Origin of the sequence: Paenibacillus paridis (genome assembly GCF_006345825.1) — a bacterium.
Lineage (GTDB): Bacteria > Bacillota > Bacilli > Paenibacillales > Paenibacillaceae > Pristimantibacillus > Pristimantibacillus paridis.
Window position 1 is genome coordinate 32,233 of sequence record NZ_VCIX01000087.1, and the last position, 22,472, is coordinate 54,704.

The 22,472-nt window shown below is 48.0% G+C and carries 19 protein-coding genes; 12 read left to right on the forward strand and 7 right to left on the reverse strand.

Translation table 11 applies throughout. The annotated features are described in order from the left end of the window. Positions 1-10 precede the first annotated feature (10 nt). The 9 genes from FJQ58_RS15690 to FJQ58_RS15720 all read left to right on the forward strand — a co-directional run bounded on the left by FJQ58_RS15690 (position 11) and on the right by FJQ58_RS15720 (position 11,416). Positions 11-2,083 carry a right-handed parallel beta-helix repeat-containing protein gene (locus FJQ58_RS15690; RefSeq protein ID WP_139995045.1) on the forward strand — a complete coding sequence of 691 codons (2,073 nt, stop codon included), beginning with the start codon at positions 11-13 and terminating at the stop codon, positions 2,081-2,083. A 30-nt stretch (positions 2,084-2,113) separates the two neighbouring features. Beyond that, positions 2,114-4,450 carry a helix-turn-helix domain-containing protein gene (locus tag FJQ58_RS15695; protein ID WP_139995047.1) on the forward strand — a complete coding sequence of 779 codons (2,337 nt, stop codon included), beginning with the start codon at positions 2,114-2,116 and terminating at the stop codon, positions 4,448-4,450. Between the two features lie 211 nt (positions 4,451-4,661). Beyond that, a complete protein-coding gene (locus tag FJQ58_RS15700) occupies positions 4,662-5,639 on the forward strand; it encodes an ABC transporter permease (protein ID WP_139995049.1) in 978 nt (325 codons plus the stop codon). Positions 5,640-5,656: 17 nt separating this feature from the next. Further along, positions 5,657-6,547, forward strand: coding sequence for a carbohydrate ABC transporter permease (locus tag FJQ58_RS15705; protein WP_139995051.1), 891 nt, complete (start codon positions 5,657-5,659; stop codon positions 6,545-6,547). Between the two features lie 49 nt (positions 6,548-6,596). Continuing rightward, a complete protein-coding gene (locus FJQ58_RS15710) occupies positions 6,597-8,141 on the forward strand; it encodes an ABC transporter substrate-binding protein (RefSeq protein ID WP_139995053.1) in 1,545 nt (514 codons plus the stop codon). A 234-nt stretch (positions 8,142-8,375) separates the two neighbouring features. After that, positions 8,376-8,924, forward strand: coding sequence for a TetR/AcrR family transcriptional regulator (locus tag FJQ58_RS15715; protein ID WP_139995055.1), 549 nt, complete (start codon positions 8,376-8,378; stop codon positions 8,922-8,924). Positions 8,925-9,429: 505 nt separating this feature from the next. Beyond that, positions 9,430-9,579, forward strand: a complete 150-nt coding sequence (locus FJQ58_RS32580; protein ID WP_202915275.1) for a hypothetical protein — start codon at positions 9,430-9,432, stop codon at positions 9,577-9,579. 236 nt (positions 9,580-9,815) lie between these two features. After that, a complete protein-coding gene (locus FJQ58_RS32350; protein ID WP_162341509.1) occupies positions 9,816-9,992 on the forward strand; it encodes a hypothetical protein in 177 nt (58 codons plus the stop codon). After that, positions 9,986-11,416, forward strand: a complete 1,431-nt coding sequence (locus tag FJQ58_RS15720; protein ID WP_139995057.1) for a DHA2 family efflux MFS transporter permease subunit — start codon at positions 9,986-9,988, stop codon at positions 11,414-11,416. The genes FJQ58_RS32350 and FJQ58_RS15720 overlap by 7 nt, the downstream gene beginning before the upstream one ends. 165 nt (positions 11,417-11,581) lie before the next feature. Here the strand turns inward: FJQ58_RS15720 and FJQ58_RS15725 are convergent, their stop codons facing one another. Then, positions 11,582-12,433 (reverse strand): class I SAM-dependent methyltransferase, encoded by an 852-nt coding sequence (locus tag FJQ58_RS15725; protein WP_238404085.1) that lies wholly within the window; start codon positions 12,431-12,433, stop codon positions 11,582-11,584. A 49-nt stretch (positions 12,434-12,482) separates the two neighbouring features. After that, positions 12,483-13,700 carry an MFS transporter gene (locus FJQ58_RS15730; protein WP_139995059.1) on the reverse strand — a complete coding sequence of 406 codons (1,218 nt, stop codon included), beginning with the start codon at positions 13,698-13,700 and terminating at the stop codon, positions 12,483-12,485. A gap of 156 nt (positions 13,701-13,856) precedes the next feature. Here FJQ58_RS15730 and FJQ58_RS15735 point away from each other — a divergent pair, with 156 nt between their 5' ends. Further along, positions 13,857-14,435, forward strand: a complete 579-nt coding sequence (locus FJQ58_RS15735) for a TetR/AcrR family transcriptional regulator (RefSeq protein WP_139995061.1) — start codon at positions 13,857-13,859, stop codon at positions 14,433-14,435. Positions 14,436-14,457: 22 nt separating this feature from the next. On the opposite strand, the gene FJQ58_RS15740 is transcribed toward FJQ58_RS15735, so the two are convergent. The 3 genes from FJQ58_RS15740 to modA form a co-directional block, all read right to left on the reverse strand. Then, positions 14,458-15,048 carry a YdcF family protein gene (locus FJQ58_RS15740; RefSeq protein ID WP_139995063.1) on the reverse strand — a complete coding sequence of 197 codons (591 nt, stop codon included), beginning with the start codon at positions 15,046-15,048 and terminating at the stop codon, positions 14,458-14,460. Between the two features lie 161 nt (positions 15,049-15,209). Further along, positions 15,210-15,881 carry a molybdate ABC transporter permease subunit gene (gene modB, locus FJQ58_RS15745; protein WP_139995065.1) on the reverse strand — a complete coding sequence of 224 codons (672 nt, stop codon included), beginning with the start codon at positions 15,879-15,881 and terminating at the stop codon, positions 15,210-15,212. Continuing rightward, positions 15,881-16,738 carry a molybdate ABC transporter substrate-binding protein gene (gene modA / locus FJQ58_RS15750; protein ID WP_139995067.1) on the reverse strand — a complete coding sequence of 286 codons (858 nt, stop codon included), beginning with the start codon at positions 16,736-16,738 and terminating at the stop codon, positions 15,881-15,883. Before modA ends, modB begins: the two co-directional genes overlap by 1 nt. A 166-nt stretch (positions 16,739-16,904) precedes the next feature. Here modA and FJQ58_RS15755 point away from each other — a divergent pair, with 166 nt between their 5' ends. Further along, positions 16,905-17,855: a helix-turn-helix transcriptional regulator gene (locus tag FJQ58_RS15755; RefSeq protein WP_139995069.1), complete on the forward strand. Its 951-nt coding sequence runs from the start codon at positions 16,905-16,907 to the stop codon at positions 17,853-17,855. Between the two features lie 99 nt (positions 17,856-17,954). Here FJQ58_RS15755 and FJQ58_RS15760 read toward each other — a convergent pair whose 3' ends face one another. Both FJQ58_RS15760 and FJQ58_RS15765 read right to left on the reverse strand, forming a co-directional pair. After that, positions 17,955-18,458: a MarR family transcriptional regulator gene (locus FJQ58_RS15760; protein WP_420799842.1), complete on the reverse strand. Its 504-nt coding sequence runs from the start codon at positions 18,456-18,458 to the stop codon at positions 17,955-17,957. A 103-nt stretch (positions 18,459-18,561) separates the two neighbouring features. After that, positions 18,562-20,400: a UbiD family decarboxylase gene (locus FJQ58_RS15765; protein ID WP_202915276.1), complete on the reverse strand. Its 1,839-nt coding sequence runs from the start codon at positions 20,398-20,400 to the stop codon at positions 18,562-18,564. Positions 20,401-21,058: 658 nt separating this feature from the next. On the opposite strand from FJQ58_RS15765, the gene FJQ58_RS15770 reads away from it, so the two are divergent. After that, on the forward strand, positions 21,059-22,408 hold the full coding sequence (locus tag FJQ58_RS15770; RefSeq protein ID WP_139995071.1) for a lytic polysaccharide monooxygenase: 1,350 nt from the start codon (positions 21,059-21,061) through the stop codon (positions 22,406-22,408). Positions 22,409-22,472 lie beyond the last annotated feature (64 nt).

A 22,472-nucleotide genomic window follows, 5' to 3' on the forward strand; every position in this document is an offset into this window, starting at 1 on the left:
GTCTTTAACGATGGATCGGAACTTTTACGTAGCCATGGACGGGAACGACAAACAGAGCGGGAGCACGAACGCCCCCTTCCGCACAATCGGCAGAGCACGGGAGCATGTTCGGGAGTACATTGAGCATGGGATGGACCATAACGTTAACGTGTATATTCGCGGAGGCCTTTATGAGCAAGAGGCTGCTCTGCGCTTTGATGACAGGGATGGCGGGAAGGATGGCTTTTGGGTCCGTTACAGCGCTTTTCCTGGCGAAGAAGCCGTCATTGCCGGCGGCAAAAAAATAACGGGATGGACCGTATTTAAAGGCAATATTTGGGCAGCCAAATTGGATAGCGGCCTAACTTTTCATACGCTTTATGCAGAGGGAGCAAGAGTTAAGCAAGCACGCCTGCCCGCGTCCGGCTATTACGAGACGGACCTCTCCAGCACCGCTTCTAATGAGCAAGAAGCGCGGCAAGGACTGTTCATGCGCGAGAAGGATATGCCGCTTGAACAGGACCTGTCGGGAACACAGGTATTCGTATGGCCGGGAGAGGGAGAGTGGAATTGGTTCTCCGAACTAAAATCCGTCGCGGCCGTGAACCGAACCGAACGCTTTGCCCAGTTTGAGTCCTCTTCCACTTGGCCGATTGGCGCGGGCTCACGCTATTATATCCAGGGCCATTTAAGCTTTCTTCAGTCGCCTGGGCAATATTATTTTGATCAGGGGGAGAGCACTTTATATTATTGGCCCGCGAACGATCACGCAGACCCGAATAAACAAACCGTCATTGCCCCCATGGTGACAAGGCTGCTGGATATCAACGGCCGGTCTCCAGAGCAAACGGTAAGGTCGCTATCCTTCTCCCGCCTTACGCTTGCCTGCACCGACTTCTTCCCGGAATACCGGATGATGGACGATAATGTGGAGCAAACGGAGCACCGTGAGGGGCTTATTTATATCAATCATGCGGAAGATATTCAGATTGAATCCTGCCAGATCGGCTTTGCGGGCAGCTGTGCGATCTTTCTGGATCATTACGCCAAATCCATCGCAATCGAAGGAAATGATATTAACCAATTCGGCTATATCGGTATCAGCTTAAATGGCTTTGCCCCGGGTGCTGGTCCCTTCGAGTACCCTGAAGCTTCTTACACCAACAGCCATAACCGCATTGCCAATAACCATATCCAGCAAGGCGGCGAGCTAGTTGGGCATGGCTGCGGCATTTTGCTCTATCAAAGCGGCAATAACCAAATTACAAACAATCTTATCGCCGATCTGCCTCGATACGGAATTTCCATGAAAGGGCTGCGGCACAAAACAATGCCTTCCAAGCTGTATGGCATCGACGTCACCTGGGACAATCACTGGGCATTTCTGCACAGCCGCAACAACCTTATCGCCTATAACGATATTTCACGCGTGATGACGGACAGCCAGGACGGAGGGCTGATCGAGGCATGGGGCGTTGGCAGAGGCAACGTAATAGACAGCAATTATTTGCATGATAGCGGCATTCATTTCTCCTTCGGCTTTGGCATCTATTTGGACGACGCTGCCGATGACTTCACCGTCACCAATAACATCATCACCAGGCTTTACAGCAGCGGCAGCGGCAAGCTGTGGATGCTTATTTTCGCCAAAGGAATCGGCAACCGGATCAGCAATAATTTGCTTGTATCCAATCCTGACGCCATTGCCGCCATCGGCTCCCAAGAGATGGCGGACGAGGAAAACAAACATATCGAAATTGCCGGCAATATCATTTATAATTCAGGATATCTTTATTATTTCGTCAATTACAGCGAAGAGCGCTTCGCCGCCGCTGACCGTAATCTATACTTTCGAAACGGCAAACCCTGCCTCATCGGCGGCTGCTTGCCACTGCCCGATCGAGGGGATGACCCACTTGGGAGAAAGGAATACGGATTCCAAGAGTGGCGGTCGATTTCGAATGGAAAATACGATAAAAACACCGTATTTTCAGATCCATTATTCATCGATGCCGAGATGGCAGATTACAGGCTGAGGCCTGAGTCGCCCGCTTACCGCTTAGGCTGGAGCAGCATTGATTTCTCAAAGATCGGTCCAAAATAAACAGATCGTACACCGGGGGGCTTGGATCGGATGAAAGTATTCGGATTTTACAAATCCAAAAAATATTTGCAGCGAGTCATGTTCTCCATCACGGCAACGATGGTCATCGTGCTTGTCGCGTCCTCCGTATCCAATACGTATGTGCTGGAGAAAACGGTAAAGAGCATTCAAGAGGAGTCCAATTTAAAGGTTCTCTCCCAAATTCAATATAATCTCACCTATATGAATGAAATCATTTCCCGTCTATCCAATTTTGCATACCGTGATCATTTTCTGATCCCGCTCATGTTTAACGAAACTTTGCCCAAGATGGACCTTATCCGCGGCCATCGCCAAATGTCCAATATTATGGAGAGCTCCTCTTTCCTCCATTCGATGGTCATATATAATCAAGCGCAATCCGAGCTGTACGGCTCGAGCAGCAACTTTCTTCTAGACGATGGCGTAACGAAGGAGAAGATTAGGCGAGCGCTTCTGGACCCGAGCCATCCTCAACCTACCAACCGGCTCATCCCGATGAGCTTGGAGCAGAGCGACGGGCGTATCGATACGTTCGCGTTCATCGTTACAGATTCTTTGAAACCGTTCTCAAACATCCAGTCTGCTATCATTTTGTTTATCAAGTCCGATTGGGTGTTCGACAGCCTCAAAAAAATGAACGTCGCCAGCAACCGCGATCAAGGCGACATTTACATCCAGACGCAAGACGGCCAGCTGCTGACTTCTGATCCGCTTGCCAGCTTCATGTCCGATCAGGACCAAGCGCATATCAAAGAGCTCGTTCAAGAGGATAAATCCAGCGGCAGCCGCATGTCCGGTTTTGTCATCGGCGATCTTTCGGGAGAGAAGGAAATGCTCACGTATATGGAAGACGGGATCGGCGCTTGGACCATTCTATATATCCAGTCCTATAGCAAGCTTATGGAGCAAGTAACGAAAGCACGCAACCAGTCGCTGCTCCTCTCCGGCCTTTTCCTGCTGCTTGCGGTAGGCATGTCGGTATGGCTATCCTACAAGCTTTACCACCCTATCGAAAATATGATCAAGCGAATCAAGCCTCATCTTCCCGACGAGAAGCAGGATGGCTCTGCTTCCTTCGATGAGCTTAGCCTGATGAGCGACAATTTTATGAAGCTATCCGAGAAGCTTAGCGAGATTAGCTCCGAGCATATCGTCAGCCAATACTATATTCGCAGATTTCTAACCGACAGCCAGCTGTTCTCGCACCATGATATGCAGCATTTAATCGAGAAGCATGAGCTCAACATTTCTGTGAAGGACCAGTTGCTCGTTTGTGTCATGAGAATCGATAACTTTGCGGCCTACGACAGCAGCATTACAGGCACATCCAAAAAACTGTACAATTTCGCAATCGTCAATATTGCGGGCGAGGTAATGGGCCGCCATTATCCTTGCGAAGCCGTTGAGGTGCGCGGTGACCATGTCGTGCTCATCCTCTCGCAAAGCGCGCAGGAGACCCCTTCGCCATTTGCCCAAGTGACACCGCTGCTTCGGGAGGTTCAGGATACGATTGAGCGCTATTACGGCATCTCCTTGTCCTGTGGCATAAGCGATATCATTTCCCAGTACCCGTTTCTTTCAACGGCTTATTCGCAGGCGCTGCGCCTGAGCCAATACGTCATTGTGAAAGGCCATAAAACCATCATTGCGTCGGAGGATATTAAAGAAAATCTCGCCAGCAAGCAAATGTCCCTGCCTGACGCCATCGAGAAGAAGCTGACGGAGGCGCTTAAGAAAGGGCAGTTGACCAATGCCGGAAACGAGCTGGAGAAAGCCTTCTCCCTGTTCGCCGGATTCCATTATGAGGACATTATCCGCGCGGTTTCCAATCTGGCATGGGTAATCAAAAACACGGCAGCCGATATTCATGAGAACCGGATCATCTCCTTCTCCGATGATATGGATTACATTCATCAAATTACGCAGGAAAAAGAAACCTTAGAGGAGATGTACCTCTCTCTCCTGTCGGTGTGCGCCAAAATTTGCGAGGGACAACGGCCAGCCAACATGGAACGCAACGAAATGATGCTGGAAACAGTCAAAGAGCTTATTGAGCAGAAGTTTCCGGATATGAATTTAAGCCAGCAATCCATCGCCACAAGCGTAAAGCTGTCGTCGGCTTACATTGGCAAGCTATTTAAAGAAAACTATCACATGTCCATTACCGAATACATTAACGAGGTTCGCCTGAATCATGCTCAGCTGCTGCTTGAACAGGACAACTATACGATATCAGAAATTATGGACAAATGCGGCTATGCCAATCAAAGCTACTTTTTCCGGCTATTCAAAGGCAAGGTCGGCAGCACGCCGAAGGAGTACCGGATGAAGAAATCCATCTCCTAAATACCTTCCAATCATCCTATTGGCCCTTCCTTCACTGCTTGCAGTGGGCGAAGGGCCATTGCTATGCCTGGGTTTCTCCTGAATATGCACAAAATCGAATTTTGTACACCTTTCCAATACAGTAATTCGCAAAACCTATTCTACCCAGCGCGATATCTTCATGGCATGATTGGCATCAGAACAGGAACGTTTCAGATGGAGGAGATCATTAATGGCCAAGACAGAGCCCGCAGCCACTCGCATTCAGGCGGAGAGCCAGCCGCCTAAGCCGAGCTGGCTAAGCAAAGAATGGAAGCATCTAAAGAAGAACCGCGAGCTGCTGCTGCTCGCAACGCCGGGTGTGTTATTCAAATTTGTAATCGCCTACATTCCTATGATCGGGCTGATACTAGCCTTCAAGTATTTCAGGTATGACCAAGGCATCTTCGGCAGCAAATGGGTAGGCTTCAACAACTTTGAATTTTTGTTCAAAGCCCAGGACGCCGTTCGCATCATCCGCAATACCCTGCTTTACAATATCACCTATATTGTGCTTGGCACGGTCGCAGCTTTGCTGCTCGCCCTTCTGCTCAATGAGCTCAGCGGAAAATTAATCAAAATTTATCAAACGACGATGTTCCTGCCCTACTTCATCTCTTTTGTGCTTGTCGGTTACATTACGAATGCTTTCCTTGACCATAAGGGAGGATTTCTAAATACGATGATCGGCTGGTTTGGACTCGAACCGCATAAATGGTATTTGGAGACGACGCCTTGGATCTTTATTTTGCCGCTGGTCGCTTTATGGAAGGGTATTGGTTTCTCAACTCTCGTCTATTACGCCGGCATTACCGGCATCAATACGGATTATTATGAGGCAGCTCGGCTGGACGGCGCTTCGCGCATTCAGATGATGTGGCGCATTACGCTCCCGCTGCTCAAGCCGCTGGTCATTATTCTGTTTATTCTCGGGCTCGGCAATATTTTCCGCGGCGACTTCGGCCTTCATTATTTTGTGCCGAACAATGTAGGACCTAACTTCCCGACGACCGATATCATTGATACGTATGTCTATCGCGCACTGACCAAACTCGGAGATATTAACTCTGCAGCCGCTGTCGGCTTCCTGCAATCAGTGGTCGGCCTCGTAACCGTCCTATCCGCCAACTTTCTTGTACGCAAAGCAGATAAGGATAATGCGCTGTTTTAAAATGGAGGAGCTCTTATATGCCAAATACAAAAGGTTTTAACCTGATGAATGGTTTCATCAATGTGTTTTTAATCGCCTTATGCCTAGCTATCGCCCTGCCCTTCGTTCTGGTCGTCATTATATCCTTGACCTCTGAGAACAGCCTTGTGCAGGACGGCTATCAGTTCTTGCCCAAGGAGTGGAGCGTGGAGGCTTACCGAATCGTATTCCAGAAGCCCGATCCGCTGCTAAAAGGGTATATGGTCACCATCCTGATCACTGTCATCGGTACCTTTATATCCTTGCTTTTGACTGCGATGACCGCTTATCCCATATCCAGGATGGACTTTCGTTATAACCGCCCCATCACGTTCTACATTTTCTTCACCATGCTGTTCAATGGGGGACTAATACCGTTCTATATCATGATGACGCAATATTTGCACCTAAAGAACTCGCTGCTCGCGTTGATCATTCCGACCCTGCTAAGCCCCTTTAACATTATGATCATGAAGGGCTTCCTGGACAAGATTTCAAAAGAAATCATCGAGTCGGCAAAGGTGGACGGCGCGAAGGAATTCCGAATTTTCTTCACCATTATTTTGCCGCTGGCAACGCCTGCGCTTGCTACCTTGGGCTTGTTCATCGCTTTCGGCTATTGGAATGAATGGTATTACGCGCTGCTGTTCATCGATAACGACAAATATATCCCGCTTCAATTGCTGCTTGTCCGTATTTTGTCCCAAATCGAATTTTTGGCTAATTCGCCGCTGGCTCAGGTCGCCGACAAGCTTGCTTATGCTAATTTCCCTACCTTATCGGTCCGGATGGCAATGGCGATTCTTGCAGGCGGACCGATGCTCATCATTTTTCCTTTCTTTCAAAAGTATTTCGTGAAGGGTATTACAGTAGGTTCCTTGAAAGGATAAGGAGCGACTATTGTGCCATATATAAAACATCATAAACGGAGGGTTCAACGTGAAAAAAACAAGATGGGTCAATTTGTTCGTGCTTTCCTTATGCCTTGCGATGCTCGCAGCGTGCTCCAACAATGGCAATACGCCAAATGCTTCTAATGCTCCAACTAATGCAGCCGAGAAATCGCCGGAAGCCGAAGCAAGCGAAGCCCCTTCGCTGCCTGAAGTGAAGCTGACCTTCATCTATCCGGTATCGGCCAACCCAGGCCCGGACCAGAAGCTCGTCAACGATGAAATCAACAAATATTTAAAAGAAAAAATCAATGCAACGGTTGATTTGAAACCGCTCACTTTCGACGAATATGAGCCGAAGCTGAATGCAATGCTTGCTGCCGGAGAAGATTTTGACCTAGCTTGGAGCTCTAAGGGCTGGCTGGGCAATTATCAGCCTTATATCGACCGCGGCGCCTACCTTGAGCTCACGGAAGATATGATCACGGAATACGCTCCTGAGGCACGTGCGAATATCCCGGATAAATTTTGGCCGGATATGCTCGCGGTAGACGGCAAAGTATACGGCTTTCCTATCTATCAAGTAGCTGCCAAATCCAAGAGCCTAGTTATCCAAAAACGTTTTGTTGAAAAGTACAACCTGGACATGAATTCCATTCAATCTTACAAAGACATCGAGCCGTTTCTAAAAAACCTGAAGGACAACGAGCCCGGCATCATTCCGCTTGGACTCGCGCAAAACTCTTGGGGCTTATATAGCGACCGGACTACTGTCGGCGAAGGCCTTGCTCTGAGCTATGCCAAGGATGATCCGTCCCTCAAGTACATCGGCAACCTTCAAATTTTAGACAATAAAAAAGAATATCTCGATACGATGCGCAGCTGGTACCAAGCCGGTTATATTAACGAGGATGCGCCTATTATCCAAAATATCAATGATTTGAAGAGTAAAGGAAACGTTGCGGTCGGGCTTGAATTCACCTCCAAACCAGGCGGCGAAGCAGGCGAAATGGCGATTAACGGCGGCAATGAAGTCGTTTATGCTCCGATTTCCGACAGCTACTTCACCGGCATTTCCGGCGCGATGCACGTCATTAACAAAGGCTCCAAAAATCCAGAACGCACATTAATGCTGATCAATTTGCTCAACACGGATAAATATTTGTATAACCTTATTTGCAACGGCATTGAAGGCAAGCATTATACCAAAACCGATGATCTGTATATTGAACCGATCAAGGATTCCGGTTATGCGCCAAACGGCGACTGGGTATTCGGCAATCAATTCAATGCGTACCTGAAGCCTGGCCAGGCTTCTGACACTTGGGAGAGAACGATCGCACTCAACGACAGCGCACTCGTTCCAGCAACGAGCGGCTTTGGCGTAAACGAAGAGAATATGAAAGCGGAAACCGCGAACGTAACTTCGGTTAACAATGAATACCAAGCTGCTCTGGAATCAGGCTCCGTCGATCCGGCCAAGGAGCTTCCGAAATACCGCGAGAAGCTGATTGCCTCCGGACAAGAGAAGATCGAGAAGGAAATCGAAGCGCAGTGGGAGAAATTCAAGCAGGAAAAAGGACTTGTCAAATAATCGGTTGGTGAACGGGGCATTGCTGGGAGATTATATTCCGGCAATGCCTTGTTTTCTTGATTGCTTCCATTCGGAACGTAATAGAATGAATAGCATGTGGATATGAGAACAGTTTTCGCGACTTGACACATTAGGTTAAGAGAACAACTCTTTCTTCGTCACTTGACGCATTAGAGTAAGAGAACACCTTTTTCGCGACTTGACACTTACTAACTAGTAAGTTAATATTCAGCTATGACAAATCGAAAACAAGAAATAATGGAACTGACGCTCAAGCTGATTCGTGAGAAAGGTTACCTCGCGATTAGCTACGATGATTTATCCAAGCCGCTAGGCGTTACCAAAGCAAGCATTCATTATCATTTTGAGAAAAAGGAGGATCTAGGTTTAGCCGTCACTGATCGAATGATTCATCATTTGACACAGTTTTCAGAGAGCCTTTCTTCTTTTCCGTTGGAAGAGCGCTTAAAGCGATTTGTAAAGGATCGTGCCAGCCGTTTTGGCGGTCATGAAATCTGCCCCATCTCGTCCCTCCAGTCGGATTTTGAATCGTTGCCGGAAATGCTTCAGGACAAAGTTCGCGAAGTTAGTGAGCTTGAATTATCGATTCTAAGCACAATCATCTCGGAGCTCAAGCAGCAAGGCTTATTGGATGAATCCGAGGATGTCGAAGCATTAGCGATAGCTATTCTTGCTTTGAGCAAAGGGTTGCTGCAATATCAACGGGTACTTGGAAGAGGTTTTCCTCACTCCATGCAGAAAATCAGCCATCTATTAGCATGAAACTTGTTGACTCGTAGCGTGAGTAGATCATTCTTTAGGGTAGCAATTATAGGCAGACTGTTTGATTTCATTAGACTAGTAACGGTAAGAATATGGCTGCAAAGGCGAATACTTCGTATCTATAGAACAAGCTTCTCGCTTCGTCTTTCCTATACTTTTTAATTTCAAGTTATGTTGACTTGGCTTAAGTTTGTAGAGCAAAGCTGAGAATCACAAATCACAAAAGTATCCCTGCTTCCCTCTAATCGCTTAAGGCGTCTTACGAGGAATTAGCTGGAATTTCTCCCACTAATCTAGCTTCATCCAAATGAGAATTGAAATAGATGGAATTTTTCCCGTTATATAAGGCGAAATACTTGATTCTCAGTTATTTTCTTCGAATTAGCAGGAGAAATTCCTGTTAATCGCCAAAAAAAGCTGGATATCATGAAAATAGAGGGATAAATTCCATTTAAATAAAAATAAATAAATCTTAAACAATTGTGAGTAGGAAGAATGAGAAGTTTTGAGATGTTGTAGCAGTTGTGGCGGTTTTGGCGGTTTTGGCGGTTTTGGCGGTTTTGGCGGTTTTGGCGGTTTTGGCGGTTTTGGCGGTTTTGGCGGTTTTGGCGGTTTTGGTGGTTTTGGTGGTTTTGGCGGTTGTGGGAAGTTGTGAGTTTCAAAAAGATACGTGAAGATACAAGCAGGTTGTGCCATTGCCCCGCTGTCACCTTTACTTTTTATCAGTATTCAGCAATTTATTGAGTAATTGGAATCGAAGGTAAATAGAATTCAGATGTTTCTTCTGAGTTAAACCTGTAAGCTTAGTAAATTAATTGTATGTATGTAGGGACTATCAACACAACTAAAACTTATCTACTAGTAAGTAACTTTAAGTTAGGAGCGATACGTATGGTTAAAGTAGGGCAAATTACAGGAGTTTCAACGGAACTAGGCGAGCTCGGCGAACTTAACAAAATTAACAAACTAGGCGAATTTAACAAACTCAGCAACCTTAGCTACACCCGTTTCAAGCTAAGGAACTTTGACGGGCTCGCCCTAGATAAGGAGCTTGATCAACAATGCTAAAACAAACCTTTGCTGCAGACACTAAGTCGATTGTCCCTGCAAATACACGTCCCGGTATCATTTTATTCATTACCTGCATAGCCGTCTTCATGTCGGGGCTTGATCTGTTTATCGTCAATGTTGCTTTAAGCAATATCGGTCAATCCATCGGCAATTCTTCCTTGTCCGACTTAAGCTGGGTGCTAAACGGCTATGCGATATTTTTTGCGGCGCTGCTTGTACCGGCGGGCCGAATGGCGGACCGGCTTGGACAGAAAAACAGCTTTATAGCGGGAATGTTTTTGTTTACCGCGGCAAGCCTTGGCGCAGCCCTTAGCGGCAGCCTCTGGATGCTCATTTTATTTCGGTGTATTCAAGCGGTGGGCGCCGCTATATTAACTCCGAGCAGCTTGGGACTGCTCCTAGCCTCCATGCCGCCGGAACGGCGCACCTCCTCCGTTCGGATCTGGGCTTCCAGCGGATCGTTCGCGGCAGCCCTTGGACCGGTCATCGGCGGCCTGCTTCTGGAGGTATCTTGGAGCTGGATATTCGTCATCAATTTACCGATCGGGCTGCTGGCTATCCTTGCCGCAGTCAAATACTTTCCCGCCAATCAGCAGCGCAAAGACGCAGTTTTCCCTGATTTGCTAGGCGGGCTGTGGCTTATCCTAGCGATCGGAGCACTTTCCTTAGGACTAGTCAAAGGGCCCGACTGGGGCTGGGCTGCAAGTGAAACGCTAATCAGCTTTGCGGCTGCTGCCGTTGCCATTCTGCTTTATGTGATCCGTTCTGCTCGCCATGCCGCACCGATCATTGATCCGTCCCTTTTGCGCAACCGGGTATTTGTCTGGTCCAACTTATCGGTAGGTTTACTTTCCGCAGCCTTTGCTATCGAACTGTTATCCGTCATCTTGTTTCTGCAGGAAGCTTGGGGTTGGTCTGCTCTAAAAACTGGCCTGGCCATCGCTCCTGGCCCATGCATGGTGTTCCTGTTCTCGGCCCTTGCCCAGCGCCTATCAAAGCGAATGCCCGCAGGTTTCATCGCGGCTGCCGGTGCGCTGCTCATTGGCATCGGTCCTGTTCTGATGCTCTCAGCCATGGGGAGCGCCTCCAGCTTTACTGGATCTATTTTGCCAGGTTGGATGCTGATCGGCATCGGTTATGGTCTCGCATTGCCCACGATGATCTCCTCTGCTGCATCTGACCTCGCGCCTCATTTGACCTCCACAGGAAGCGCGGTAGTCAATATGTCCCGCCAGATCGGTACGGTTCTCGGAACAAGCCTGCTCGTCATCGTCCTGACCATGGCTTCCGAGAATAGCGGATACCAAAGCTATATCCCGGTATGGTGGGCAGCAGGTGCCGTTTCCTTGCTTAGCGTCATCACAGCCTTAGGCATCAGTGCCAGAAAAAACAGCTTGGAACCAAAAACACGCCTTGGCTAGGCGTGTTTTTTATTGTTTCTTAGTCATCTCACGCATCCTCATTCAAGCAACGAGCCATTACCAATGAGCATACTCAAATGTCAGTAAGCAGAACCAGTCATTCACTGCGAACCCACTATTTGAACAGACAACGCTTTAGCTGTAAGCCACAATCCCTCCCTCACCTCATTCGTTTTTTGCAACGAGTGCAAAGGTAGACATCGATTTGACATGGGGTGTATGCTTAAGCGCTTCTTTCAGCAAGTATGCTTCGGATGCAATAAGCGATTTGAGCTTGTCTGGCATAACGCTACTATCTAGCTCCTCATAATAGCCATGCAGGAACCCGGCAACTTCCCAGCCTCCGTCCTGCAGTTTTTCTGAAGCAAGCGAGTTCTCGCGGGTGACCCTCCAGCCTGCCGCCTCGGCCAATTGCCTGACATCGTCTGCCGTAAACAGCGTGCGAACATTGGAGAGACTGTTTTCCTTAAAGCATTCGTACTGCGCCTGAAGCAGGATTGCCAATAAATGCGGATACTGCTCCATTCTCGTAATTCTGGCGTCCCATTCGGCAAAAGCAAGCTGCTTGCCCCACTTTCTGCATTTCTTCAAGGTTTCAGCGAATTGCTGAGCGGACTTGAAATACCAGGAACAGTGCGACAAGACGATGAAGTCAAATTCTTTATCAGCAAAATCTACCTCCGGAGATAAAATATCAACCTCGAAATGGATTTGGACCTGTTTCCCCAACTTAGACTTTTTCAAATGGTCCGCAGCCTGTCCAAGCGTAATTGGCCCGCCATAATCCGGAGAAGCGACGTCGATCCCCTTTACCAACCCGGATTCTCCAGCTAAATAGGCTAAAACAGCGGTCGTATCTCCCTGTCCGCAGCCAATCTCCAGCACTCGGCTGCCTTTCGTTATCCCCCAGTACTCGGCAAGCTTCAAACGATGCTCCGTTTGGATCCGTTGAATGCTACCATCTCCGTCATGAATAGCCATGCATGCCACGATGTCATCTAACCTGTTATCTGTCAAATCTAAACCTCATTTCACTCGTCTTGGTATGATAGGAACATTATATCTTTTATTTCCGCTTTGAAAATCCGATATGCCTCGTCACTGTCCAGAAAAGCAAGCCTGCCGCACTAACCGAGGCACCAAGGAGGCTGACGCCCCTCCAGCCAGCATGTGCGTAGGCGACGGTAGAGGAGATGGATCCTATAGCGCTGCCAATGGAGTAAAAGATCATATATCCAGCCGTTAATCGGCTGCGCGATTCTGGACGCAAGCTCAAAATCATAGACTGATTGGTCACATGAACCGCTTGAACCGCAAAATCAAGCGCAATGACGCCGATTAGGAGTGCCCAGAGCGATTGTTCCGTGAAGCTTAGAGGGACCCATGCGAGCAGCAAAAAAATAAGCGCGATTCCAGTAGTCCTTTGGCCTAGACCGCGGTCAGCAAGCTTCCCTGCCCTTACAGCAGCAAGGGCCCCTGCCACCCCTGCAAGGCCAAACGAACCAATGGAGGAATGAGAAAGCGACAGCGGCGGCGCACTTAACGGCAGTACAATCGAGGTCCATAGTATGCTGAATACGGTAAAAATAAACAAAGCGAGCACTGCCCGAACCCGGAGCAGCGGCTCTTGAACGAACAACTGCCATACGGAGCGAAGAAGCTGAGGGTAAGCCATGCTTCTTTGCGTCGCTGCTTGGCGGGGGAGTTTCCTATAGATAGCTGCCGCCATCAGCATCGTCAATACGGCGGAAAAATAATAGACGGAACGCCATCCGGCAAGGTCAGTCAACAAACCGGCTATCGTCCGTGCCAGCAAAATGCCAATAACGATTCCGCTAGTGACCAACCCGACCGCACGGCCACGGTCTTCTGGGGCCGCCAAGCTTGCTGTATACGCCACCAGTACCTGAGCAACAACGGCAAACAAGCCAATGAACGCCATACCAATCATGACTACGATCACGGAGGGGGCTATTCCTACGGTAAGCAATGCCAAGGCCGAAATGGATAACATGCCGACAGCAAGCCGGCGTTGATTCAGCAAATCACCAAGCGGCACCAGAAAAAACAGCCCCAGCGCATAAAAAATTTGGGTTATCGTTATGATCATCCCAATATTCGCTTGCGCGATTCCGAATGTGCGGCCCATGGTATCAAGGAGCGGCTGCGCAAAATAAATATTCGCTACGGCTAAGCCGCTGGCAATTGCAATGAACAATAAAGCAGAACCGGAAAGCGCTGGAGCTTTTTCAGTAAAAACCAAGTCTGCGTTTCTCTCGTACATGATGCTTCACTCCCTGTTCTTATTCTGTACCATTCGGTACTTTATAATGACAAGAAATATATAATAATCGCATCGATATGTCAATCAATTTGACTTACTAACCATAATAAAAGTAAAATAATATCATACCGATCGATATGAAAAGGGGATATCATTATGGCTCGAACCCGTGAGTTTGATGAGCATAAGGCTTTAGATTCGGCAATGCAGTTATTTTGGGAAAAGGGATTTGAAGCTGCCTCATTAAGTGATCTAACCGCCAAGATGGGCATTCAACGGCCAAGCCTGTACGCTGCATTTGGCGACAAGAAGCAGCTGTTTGAAGCTGCGCTCCGCCAATATACGCGGCAGCATGCTGCCGATGCTAGAGCGATACTGAAACAACAGTCCGTGAAGCAATCGTTTCGCGATTATTTTGAAGGCGTAGTGGAAAGGGAGAATGGGGATGCTCCTAGCCGGGGATGCTTTTGCATTAATACGATGGTTGAGCTGGCGCCGCATGATTCTAAATTCGAGATTCTGACAAGGGAGCATCAGCTCTATTTATCTGCCCTCTTTCAAGAGACCATTGAACGGGGAATTTCTACTGGAGAACTTAAGCCGGGAACGAGTTCAGTAGCACTGGCGCAGGCTTTGGTCGTTTCATTAATCGGATTGACGGTTATGTTGAAAGCAAAGCCCGACCGTTTATTTATCGACAACACTGTCAATGTGACGCTCTCTTTGCTCGATTAACACAACCATAGAGCCTCACCCATTAGAACAACATTTTGACTTGATATCCGACCATAAAGAAGATTTCTCTAAGCAAAAAAGGAAATTTGGTTCTCATGCTCTGATAAACAGAGGTCTGGGTTGGTGAAGAATAAGCCTCCATGCCAAGATCCTTGGCCATGTGTACCGCGCGTTTCATATGAAGCGGATCGCTGACAATCGTTAACGTGCGGAGATGATTTTGCCGAGCAATTGCATAGGCATATTCCAGATTCTGCTCTGTGATGCGTGACTCCACCTCGAGGATAACATCGACTTCGGGTATTCCCTTCTGCACCGCATATCGCTTGGCGGCCTCGGCCTCAGAAATGGCATCTCCGTCTCCAATACCGCCTGTTGCAATAATTTTGGCGACATAGCCATTGTTATACAGCCATATGGCATGATTCATTCGCTCCGCTAATACCGGCGAGGGCTCTTCTCCCCAAACGGCTGCTCCGAGCACAATGGCCGCATCAGATCGGACCCGTTCATTTTTGTCTGCAAACGAAACGATACTGTACGCCGTATACAGCAAATATAGGACAAGAATGAAGACAGCAGCCAATGCTCCTATCCGTAGTCGTCGAAGCATGCTGGCTTTCCTCGCCTTCGTTCATAAATTTGAGACCAAATGAGTCCTGTCACTAGCGTATCACATCGCACAGCATCGTCCAACACGGAAACAAGCCCTCCCTTTACTAGAGGGAAGGCTTGTTTGACTTGCAGCTTTATTAGCTCGTCTGTCAGCTTCGATTACGAGCTTTTTCTCCCGGTAAGCAGAAGCAACACAAATGAAATAACAATAATGGCGCATGTCCAAGCCCAAGCCATCGAGAGATTTCCGGAATCCACCGCTACATAAATGGCAGTAGGAATCGTCTGCGTCTTGCCCGGAATGTTGCCCGCAATCATTAACGTCGCACCGAATTCTCCCAAGCCGCGAGCAAAGCCTAAAATAAAAGCGGTGCTAAGCGAACGGTAAGCAAGCGGCAGTGTAATGTGACGGAAGACCTGCCATTCGCTTGCGCCCATTGAACGTCCTGCATCCTCCAAATTTCGGTCGACGGAAGCAAAACCGGTCTTCATGGTCTGGTATACCAGCGGAAATGAAACGACAATGGCAGCAACGACCGCAGCCCACCAGGAAAAAATAATCGGCGCCGAAAATAACCACTCGATAAACTCTCCAACCCAGCTTCTGCGGCCCAGCATAACGAGCAGTAAAAAGCCGACGACCGTTGGCGGCAAGACTAGCGGCAGCATAAACACCGTTTCTAGTGCCAGCTTCCCTTTGAAGGACCGGCGGGACATCCACCAGGCAATAGCCACTCCAACCATAACCACTACGATGCTGGATAATAAAGCTACTTGCAGCGAAAGTTGAATCGGTGACCAAAACTCATTGCCGCTTAACAAACCCATCATTAGTTAGGAACGGAGAAACCATACTTAACGAACACGTCCAATGCTTCTTGCGATTGCAAGTACGTATAGAACTCCTCCGCTTCCTTGCTGTGCTTAGTTGCTTTCACGATGCCGATTGGATATTGAATAGCCTTGTAGGAGGATGCATCCACCGTAAATGCAATTTTCACCTGCTCAGAGGTCAACGCATCTGTTTTATAAACAAATCCGGCATCTGCATTTCCGGTTTCTACATATTGCAGCACTTGCCTAACGTCTTTGGCTTGCACCGACTTCGACTGCAGGGCATCCCACAGATTTGCGCTAGTCAAAGCTTCTTTGGCATAGTTTCCGGCAGGCACGCTCTCCGGAATGCCGATTGCAACTGTCTTTACTTCTGCTTTCGTCAAATCGTTAACGCTTTCGATGGCTGTTTTCGCGTCAGTCGGGATAACTACCACAAGCTCATTGGCAAGCAAATTCACTTGCTGATTCGCGTCGATAAGCTCTTTATCGATGAGCGCGGTCATATTTTTTACTGCAGCGGACAAAAATAGATCGGCAGGCGCACCCTGCTCAATTTGCTGCTGAAGCGCACCGGATGCGCCGAAATTAAAGCTCAACGTTATATTGGGATGAATCGTTTGGTAGGCCGTTTGAATTTCCTTCAGAGCATCGGTCATGCTCGCTGCTGCCGAGATCGTCAGCTCTACCGATTCAAGCGGCTGCACGGATGGTTCAGCCGTAGCTGTCGCTGTCGCTTGTGCAGCATTGCTCTCGTTAGCTTGCGTATTTTGTCCGTTGCCACAGCCTGCTGCTACCAGCGCCACAATAACGAAAGCACATAAAAACATATAACCCTTCATCTTTTTAAACATTTGTTTCCCTCCTGTATTATATCTAGATATATCCTGATAAATCTAATATGAATTATACATAGAATGCATTTGTTTTGTAAACTTAATTAACATAACGTTCATGATTCAATGTGATACAATGGGTTTTAGATTGAACTGGTTAGATCTACTAACAAGGAGGAGTCATATGTCAAGCGACATCTCTTACACAACAGAAGAAATTGCTAAGCTATTAAAAATATCAAAGTTAACGGTATATGATCTTATCAAAAAAGGGGAGCTGGCCTCTTACCGCGTTGGCAAGCAGATGCGCGTGGACCCTGCCGATCTGGAAGCCTATAAACGGCGGGCCAAAGGTATGCAAAGCCATGAACGCAGTCCCCAGTCCGAGCCGGCCCCTGCATACCATGCTGTTACTTCCCCTAAAGGGCCTCATCCGGTTGTCATCACCGGACAAGACCTTAGCCTTGATATTTTAGCCAAGCATATGGAGAAGAACATACCCGGCATACGCCCGCTGCGCGCTTACGTCGGAAGTCTCGACAGCCTGATTTCCATGTATCGCGGCGAATCCGATATTGTGAGCACCCACCTGCTGGATGGGGATACAGGGGAATACAATCTTCCCTATATTCGCAAGCTGCTCGTCGGCTCATCTTATAGGGTAGTGAATTTGCTATCGAGGAATGCAGGCTTATATGTAAAACAAGGCAATCCGCTCGCGATCACAAGCTGGAAGGATCTCGGCCGTCAAGGGCTGCGCCTCGCGAATCGCGAGAAAGGCTCTGGCGCCCGCGTGCTATTGGATGAACAGCTGCGCCTCCACGGCATTTCGGCAAACAAGCTAGCCGGCTATGAGCTAGAGCAAAACAATCATATTGGCGTAGCTTCCAAAGTAGCATCCGGGGAAGCCGATGTCGGAGTTGGCATCGAGAAAGCGGCCGCTATCGTTGGGCAAATTGATTTTATCCCGCTTATTCAGGAGCGCTATGATCTCGTTATGCTCAAAACCGAGCAAAATCAAGCCTGGCTTGCTTCTCTTTTGCATATTCTTCAATCCGATGCTTTCAAGAGCGAGCTTCAAAATATAGCCGGATACGACTTGTCACGGACTGGCGAGGTTCTATTGGAAACGTAAATCAAAGTAGGCGCGGCTTCTTGAAACAGGAGATTAGAATATAGTGAAGAAGCGAATGCCCAAGGAGAGGGTAGTGACGCGAATCGTAGAGGTGAGAGCTTAATCCAAAGCTTTACGCATGATGCGTTGCTCATAAAAAGCGAGGATATCCAGCATAAGCTTTTTGATAAAAGCCAGCTCGCTTCCGTCATATTGACTCAAAAAGCCCATAAATTGCTCCTGTGCTTTTTCATGCAATTTTTCGTGCACAGCAAACAGCTTCTTCCCGGTGGGCGTCAGCCGGAAGAAGATTTCCTTCTTGTTATCGTTTAATTGCGTTTTGCGCAGCCAGCCGTGCTTTAAGAGCTTGTTCGTGACTTTTGAAATATTTCCTTTGCTCAATTCCATTTTCTCCGCAACCGAGGTCAGGTTTATCGGCTCATGCTGCCCGACACAAGCGATGACATGAATTTCCGTCATATTCATTGAACCTTCGATGGCTATCGTTTTGCGAAGCTCCTCCAGCAGCAATTCGCTTTCATGCTCCTCGAATTGCTCCATTTGATGAAAAAATTTTAGAAATAGATCATAAACGTACTCTTTGCTTATCTGATGCTGATCCAACAAACCCTTCCTCCTCTATGCAATAGCAAGCAAAAGCCTTATCCATTAATGGAAAAAGGCTTTTTCAGCTCGCTATCTTTCTTCTATCTCGTTTGCTAATAATTTAAGAAATAGGAACACCGCTTAAACTCGCTCCCTGCGCAAACAATCGTTTGAGGTGCTGCTCGACTGTCGGATCGGGAATTAACGGAGGCGCTTGGTGCGGTTTGATCCGGGCGTCAATGATGACGTTATCGCAAGCCCAATGCTTGTTTTCAAATGCGCTGTTCACGCCATAAATATCATGTGACGGGTTGCTTCGCGTAAATGTCGCCCACAGAAAATTGTTGAGCTCAGCGCTCATAAACGGACTATCGTCACAGACGATAATCATCGGGCATGATTCAAGCGCTCCCTTAGCTAAAATCATTTCGCTTAAAGCATCCATCTCTCGCTGCGCTTGTGCATAATCGATAAATTTAGGCCCTTGAATCGCAATGATGCCTGGCATGACCAGGCTTGCTTGTTCAAATCCTTGCAAATCACCAAAAACCGCGGGAACCTGGCGGCATAATTCCCTCTTCTTATCCCCCGCCGCCGCAAAAACGACCTTGCTCCCGCTATTTAACCCCGTTCCGGAGTAATCAAGCGTATCAATGGTCGTATTCGTATAAAAATGCAGGTCGCGGCGAAGGTCCATGCGTTCCAGCATATAGGCTAAAAACGACTCCATCTGATGTGTGCTCAGCGGCTCACTTTCTTCTGCTGCAATAAATAAAAATTTAGCCAAGCTGAGCTGTCCTGTTCCCAATATGCGATTGGCTATCGTTAAAATTTCTGCCGGCTGCTTCACTTTCTGATACGGCGTATAACGCTCGCTGCCGATGGCAAATAGAAGAGGGTGTACTCCTGCTGCATCTACCGCATGAACCTCTTTCACGCCTGGAATCTCTTGCTTAATCGCGCTGCCTGTCAGCTCATGAATCAATTCGCCGAATGAAGTATCCTCCTGCGGCGGCCTGCCCACGACGGTGAACGGAAAAATCGCGTTCGTTCTCGCATATACTTTGTGCACTTTCATAACCGGAAACGGATGCGTCAAGCTATAATAACCCAAATGGTCGCCAAACGGCCCTTCCGGCTTCGTATCGCCTTGATGAATTTCACCGGTAATGACAAAATCAGCATCATTGCTCACGCAATGGCCATCGATATAGCTGTATCGGAAACGGCGCCCCGAAAGCAACCCCGCAAAGGTCAGCTCGCTCATGCCCTCTGGCAAAGGCATAACAGCTGACAAGGTATGTGCCGGCGGACCGCCTATGAAAATACTTACTTTAAGCGGCTCATTTCGCCTATTCGCTTTGTCCTGATGAATGCCAATGCCGCGGTGGATCTGGTAATGCACGCCTACCTCTTTATTTAATTCATATTCGTTGCCGCTTAGCTGGATACGGTACATTCCCAAATTCGAGTTCATGATGCCCGGATTATCCGGGTCCTCCGAATAAACTTGCGGCAAAGTCACGAATGCTCCGCCATCCATCTGCCAAGACTTAATTTGCGGAAGGTCAGCTATGCTGATTTCGTGCATGGCGACCGGCATCCCATCGGACTTTTTTAATGGCAAAGCAGAGATGGCAGCGATTCCTGAACCGACCTGCTTAAACGGATTTTTTAATGCCTTCATCGGATCATTCCGCAAAGCGATCACGTTTTGTACCGAATCCCATGTCTGGCGGAAAATGAATTTGCTGCGCTCGATCGTTCCAAAGAGGTTAGACACCGAACGGAATTTTGAGCCTTTCACATTTTCAAACAATAATGCAGGACCGCCCGCTTCATATACCTTCATATGAATAGCGGCCATTTCCAAATGCGGATCCACTTCTTCCGTTATTCGGACCAAATGCCCGTTTTTCTCTAAATCAAGGATACATTCTTCCAGACTTTTATAGATCATTTCGATTCTCCAATCCCTCTCTATGACAATCCCATTTATCAACTAAGCTTTATTATAACGTGACGGGTATGAAAAGGCATTATGTAAGCTCCTCTATTATAATATAAAAATCCCAGAGCATAAAAATACTAGCCCTCGCTTAATCATTATCCATTTTAATCCAAAAGTCCTAGATCCCTTTCATATCACTGTTCGCTTCATGAGGCTTAAGCTGACAATAAACTATCATGTAGCGCCGTATAAAATCCCATAATGACGCGGCTTCACCGTCCAATGATGATCTAATCATTCTATATTTTGTTATTATCGATCATACTTTTGATTAAATACGCCAAAATACTCTCATAATTATGGAAAAGATGTAGTACAATGATTTCAGTCCTAAAGAAATTGCAAATTTGTCCATCCTAACACACCCGCTCCAGCCTCCAGCTCGACCCTACCGTTCCTGCACCATGCCGCATGAGCCGAACAACCGTTCATCAGGAAACCATCCTAACGCGAACCACGATATGAACTCTATAGAGTTTATATATACAAATTGAAACGAAGGAGGTTTAATCACCCGTTCATGCAAAGCAATAAAGAAGCGCTTAAAAATTAAAGCGCTTAAATGTAATGGCAATTTCATCCCCCCAATTTGAAGGAGGCTAATGCATTGTCTACTATTCGCTTATCAAAGGTAACGGTGAATCAACTTCGTACTTATCTCGCGGTTCTACTCATTACGGTTCTAGGATCAACGCTATTCTCACAGCAGCTTTTTGCACATGGTTATGTTGAAGGACCTGCAAGCCGCGCCGCACTTTGCAAATCCGGTCAAAATACCGATTGCGGATCGATTGTCTACGAGCCGCAAAGCCTAGAAGCACCAAAGGGATTTCCTGCTGCTGGGCCTGCTGACGGGAAAATTGCCAGCGCAAACGGCGCGTTTCCTAAGCTTGACGAGCAATCCGCTACCCGCTGGGCGAAAGTGAATATGTCCTCCGGCCAAAACACGTTTACATGGAAGCTAACGGCCAATCACTCTACAGCCAGCTGGAAATACTATATTACGAAAACCAACTGGAATCCGAATGCCGCGCTTACCCGGGATTCCTTCGACCTAACTCCTTTTTGTTCCGTAAGTTACGGCGGAGCGCAGCCGCCGTTCTCTTATTCCAACAGCTGTAACGTGCCCGCTCGCAGCGGTTACCATGTCATTCTCGCCGTTTGGGAAGTCGCTGATACGGCAAATGCTTTCTATAATGTCATTGACGTTAACTTCAGCGGCACCAATCCTGTTGATACCCAAGCGCCTACGGCGCCGTCTGCCTTGGCATCGCCAGCCAAAACAACAACCAGCGTCTCCCTCGCATGGAACGCTTCTACCGATAATGTGGGCGTTACCGGCTACCGCATCTATAACGGTTCTAACCTAGCAGCTACCGTATCCGGAACGACCCTTACTTATAATGTAACAGGATTAACAGCAAACACCGCCTATACCTTCCATGTAAAAGCTATAGACAATGCAGGCAATGAATCTAGCGCCAGCAACTCCGTGACGGTAACGACGAATGCGCCTGTGGGCAACGACACGCAGGCACCAACTGCCCCTGGCGGGCTTCATGTCATGGGTGCTCCAACCTCGAGCAGCCTTATGCTAATGTGGACGGCTTCGACCGACAATGTTGGCGTTACCGGCTACCAAATTTATCGCGGCGCTGCCTTAGTCACTACCGTAGCCGCCAATGCGACGTCCTACACGGTTACGGGTCTTAGCGCAAGCACTACGTATACCTTCAACGTTCGCGCAATCGACGCTGCAGGCAACCAGTCCGCGGCTAGCACTGTAAACGGCACAACGGCTGCCGCTTCTACCGCTCCGGCGTGGGCTGCCAATACTTCCTATGCAATCGGAACGCTCGTAACCTACAATGGCTCCGTTTATGAGTGTCGCCAAGCTCATACCTCTCTGCTAGGCTGGGAGCCCTCTAACGTGCCAGCACTTTGGCTGCTGAAATAATAACAAGGATAATACAAACCGCCAAAGAGCTTTCTGCTCGTTGGCGGTTTGTCCCTCTAATTCC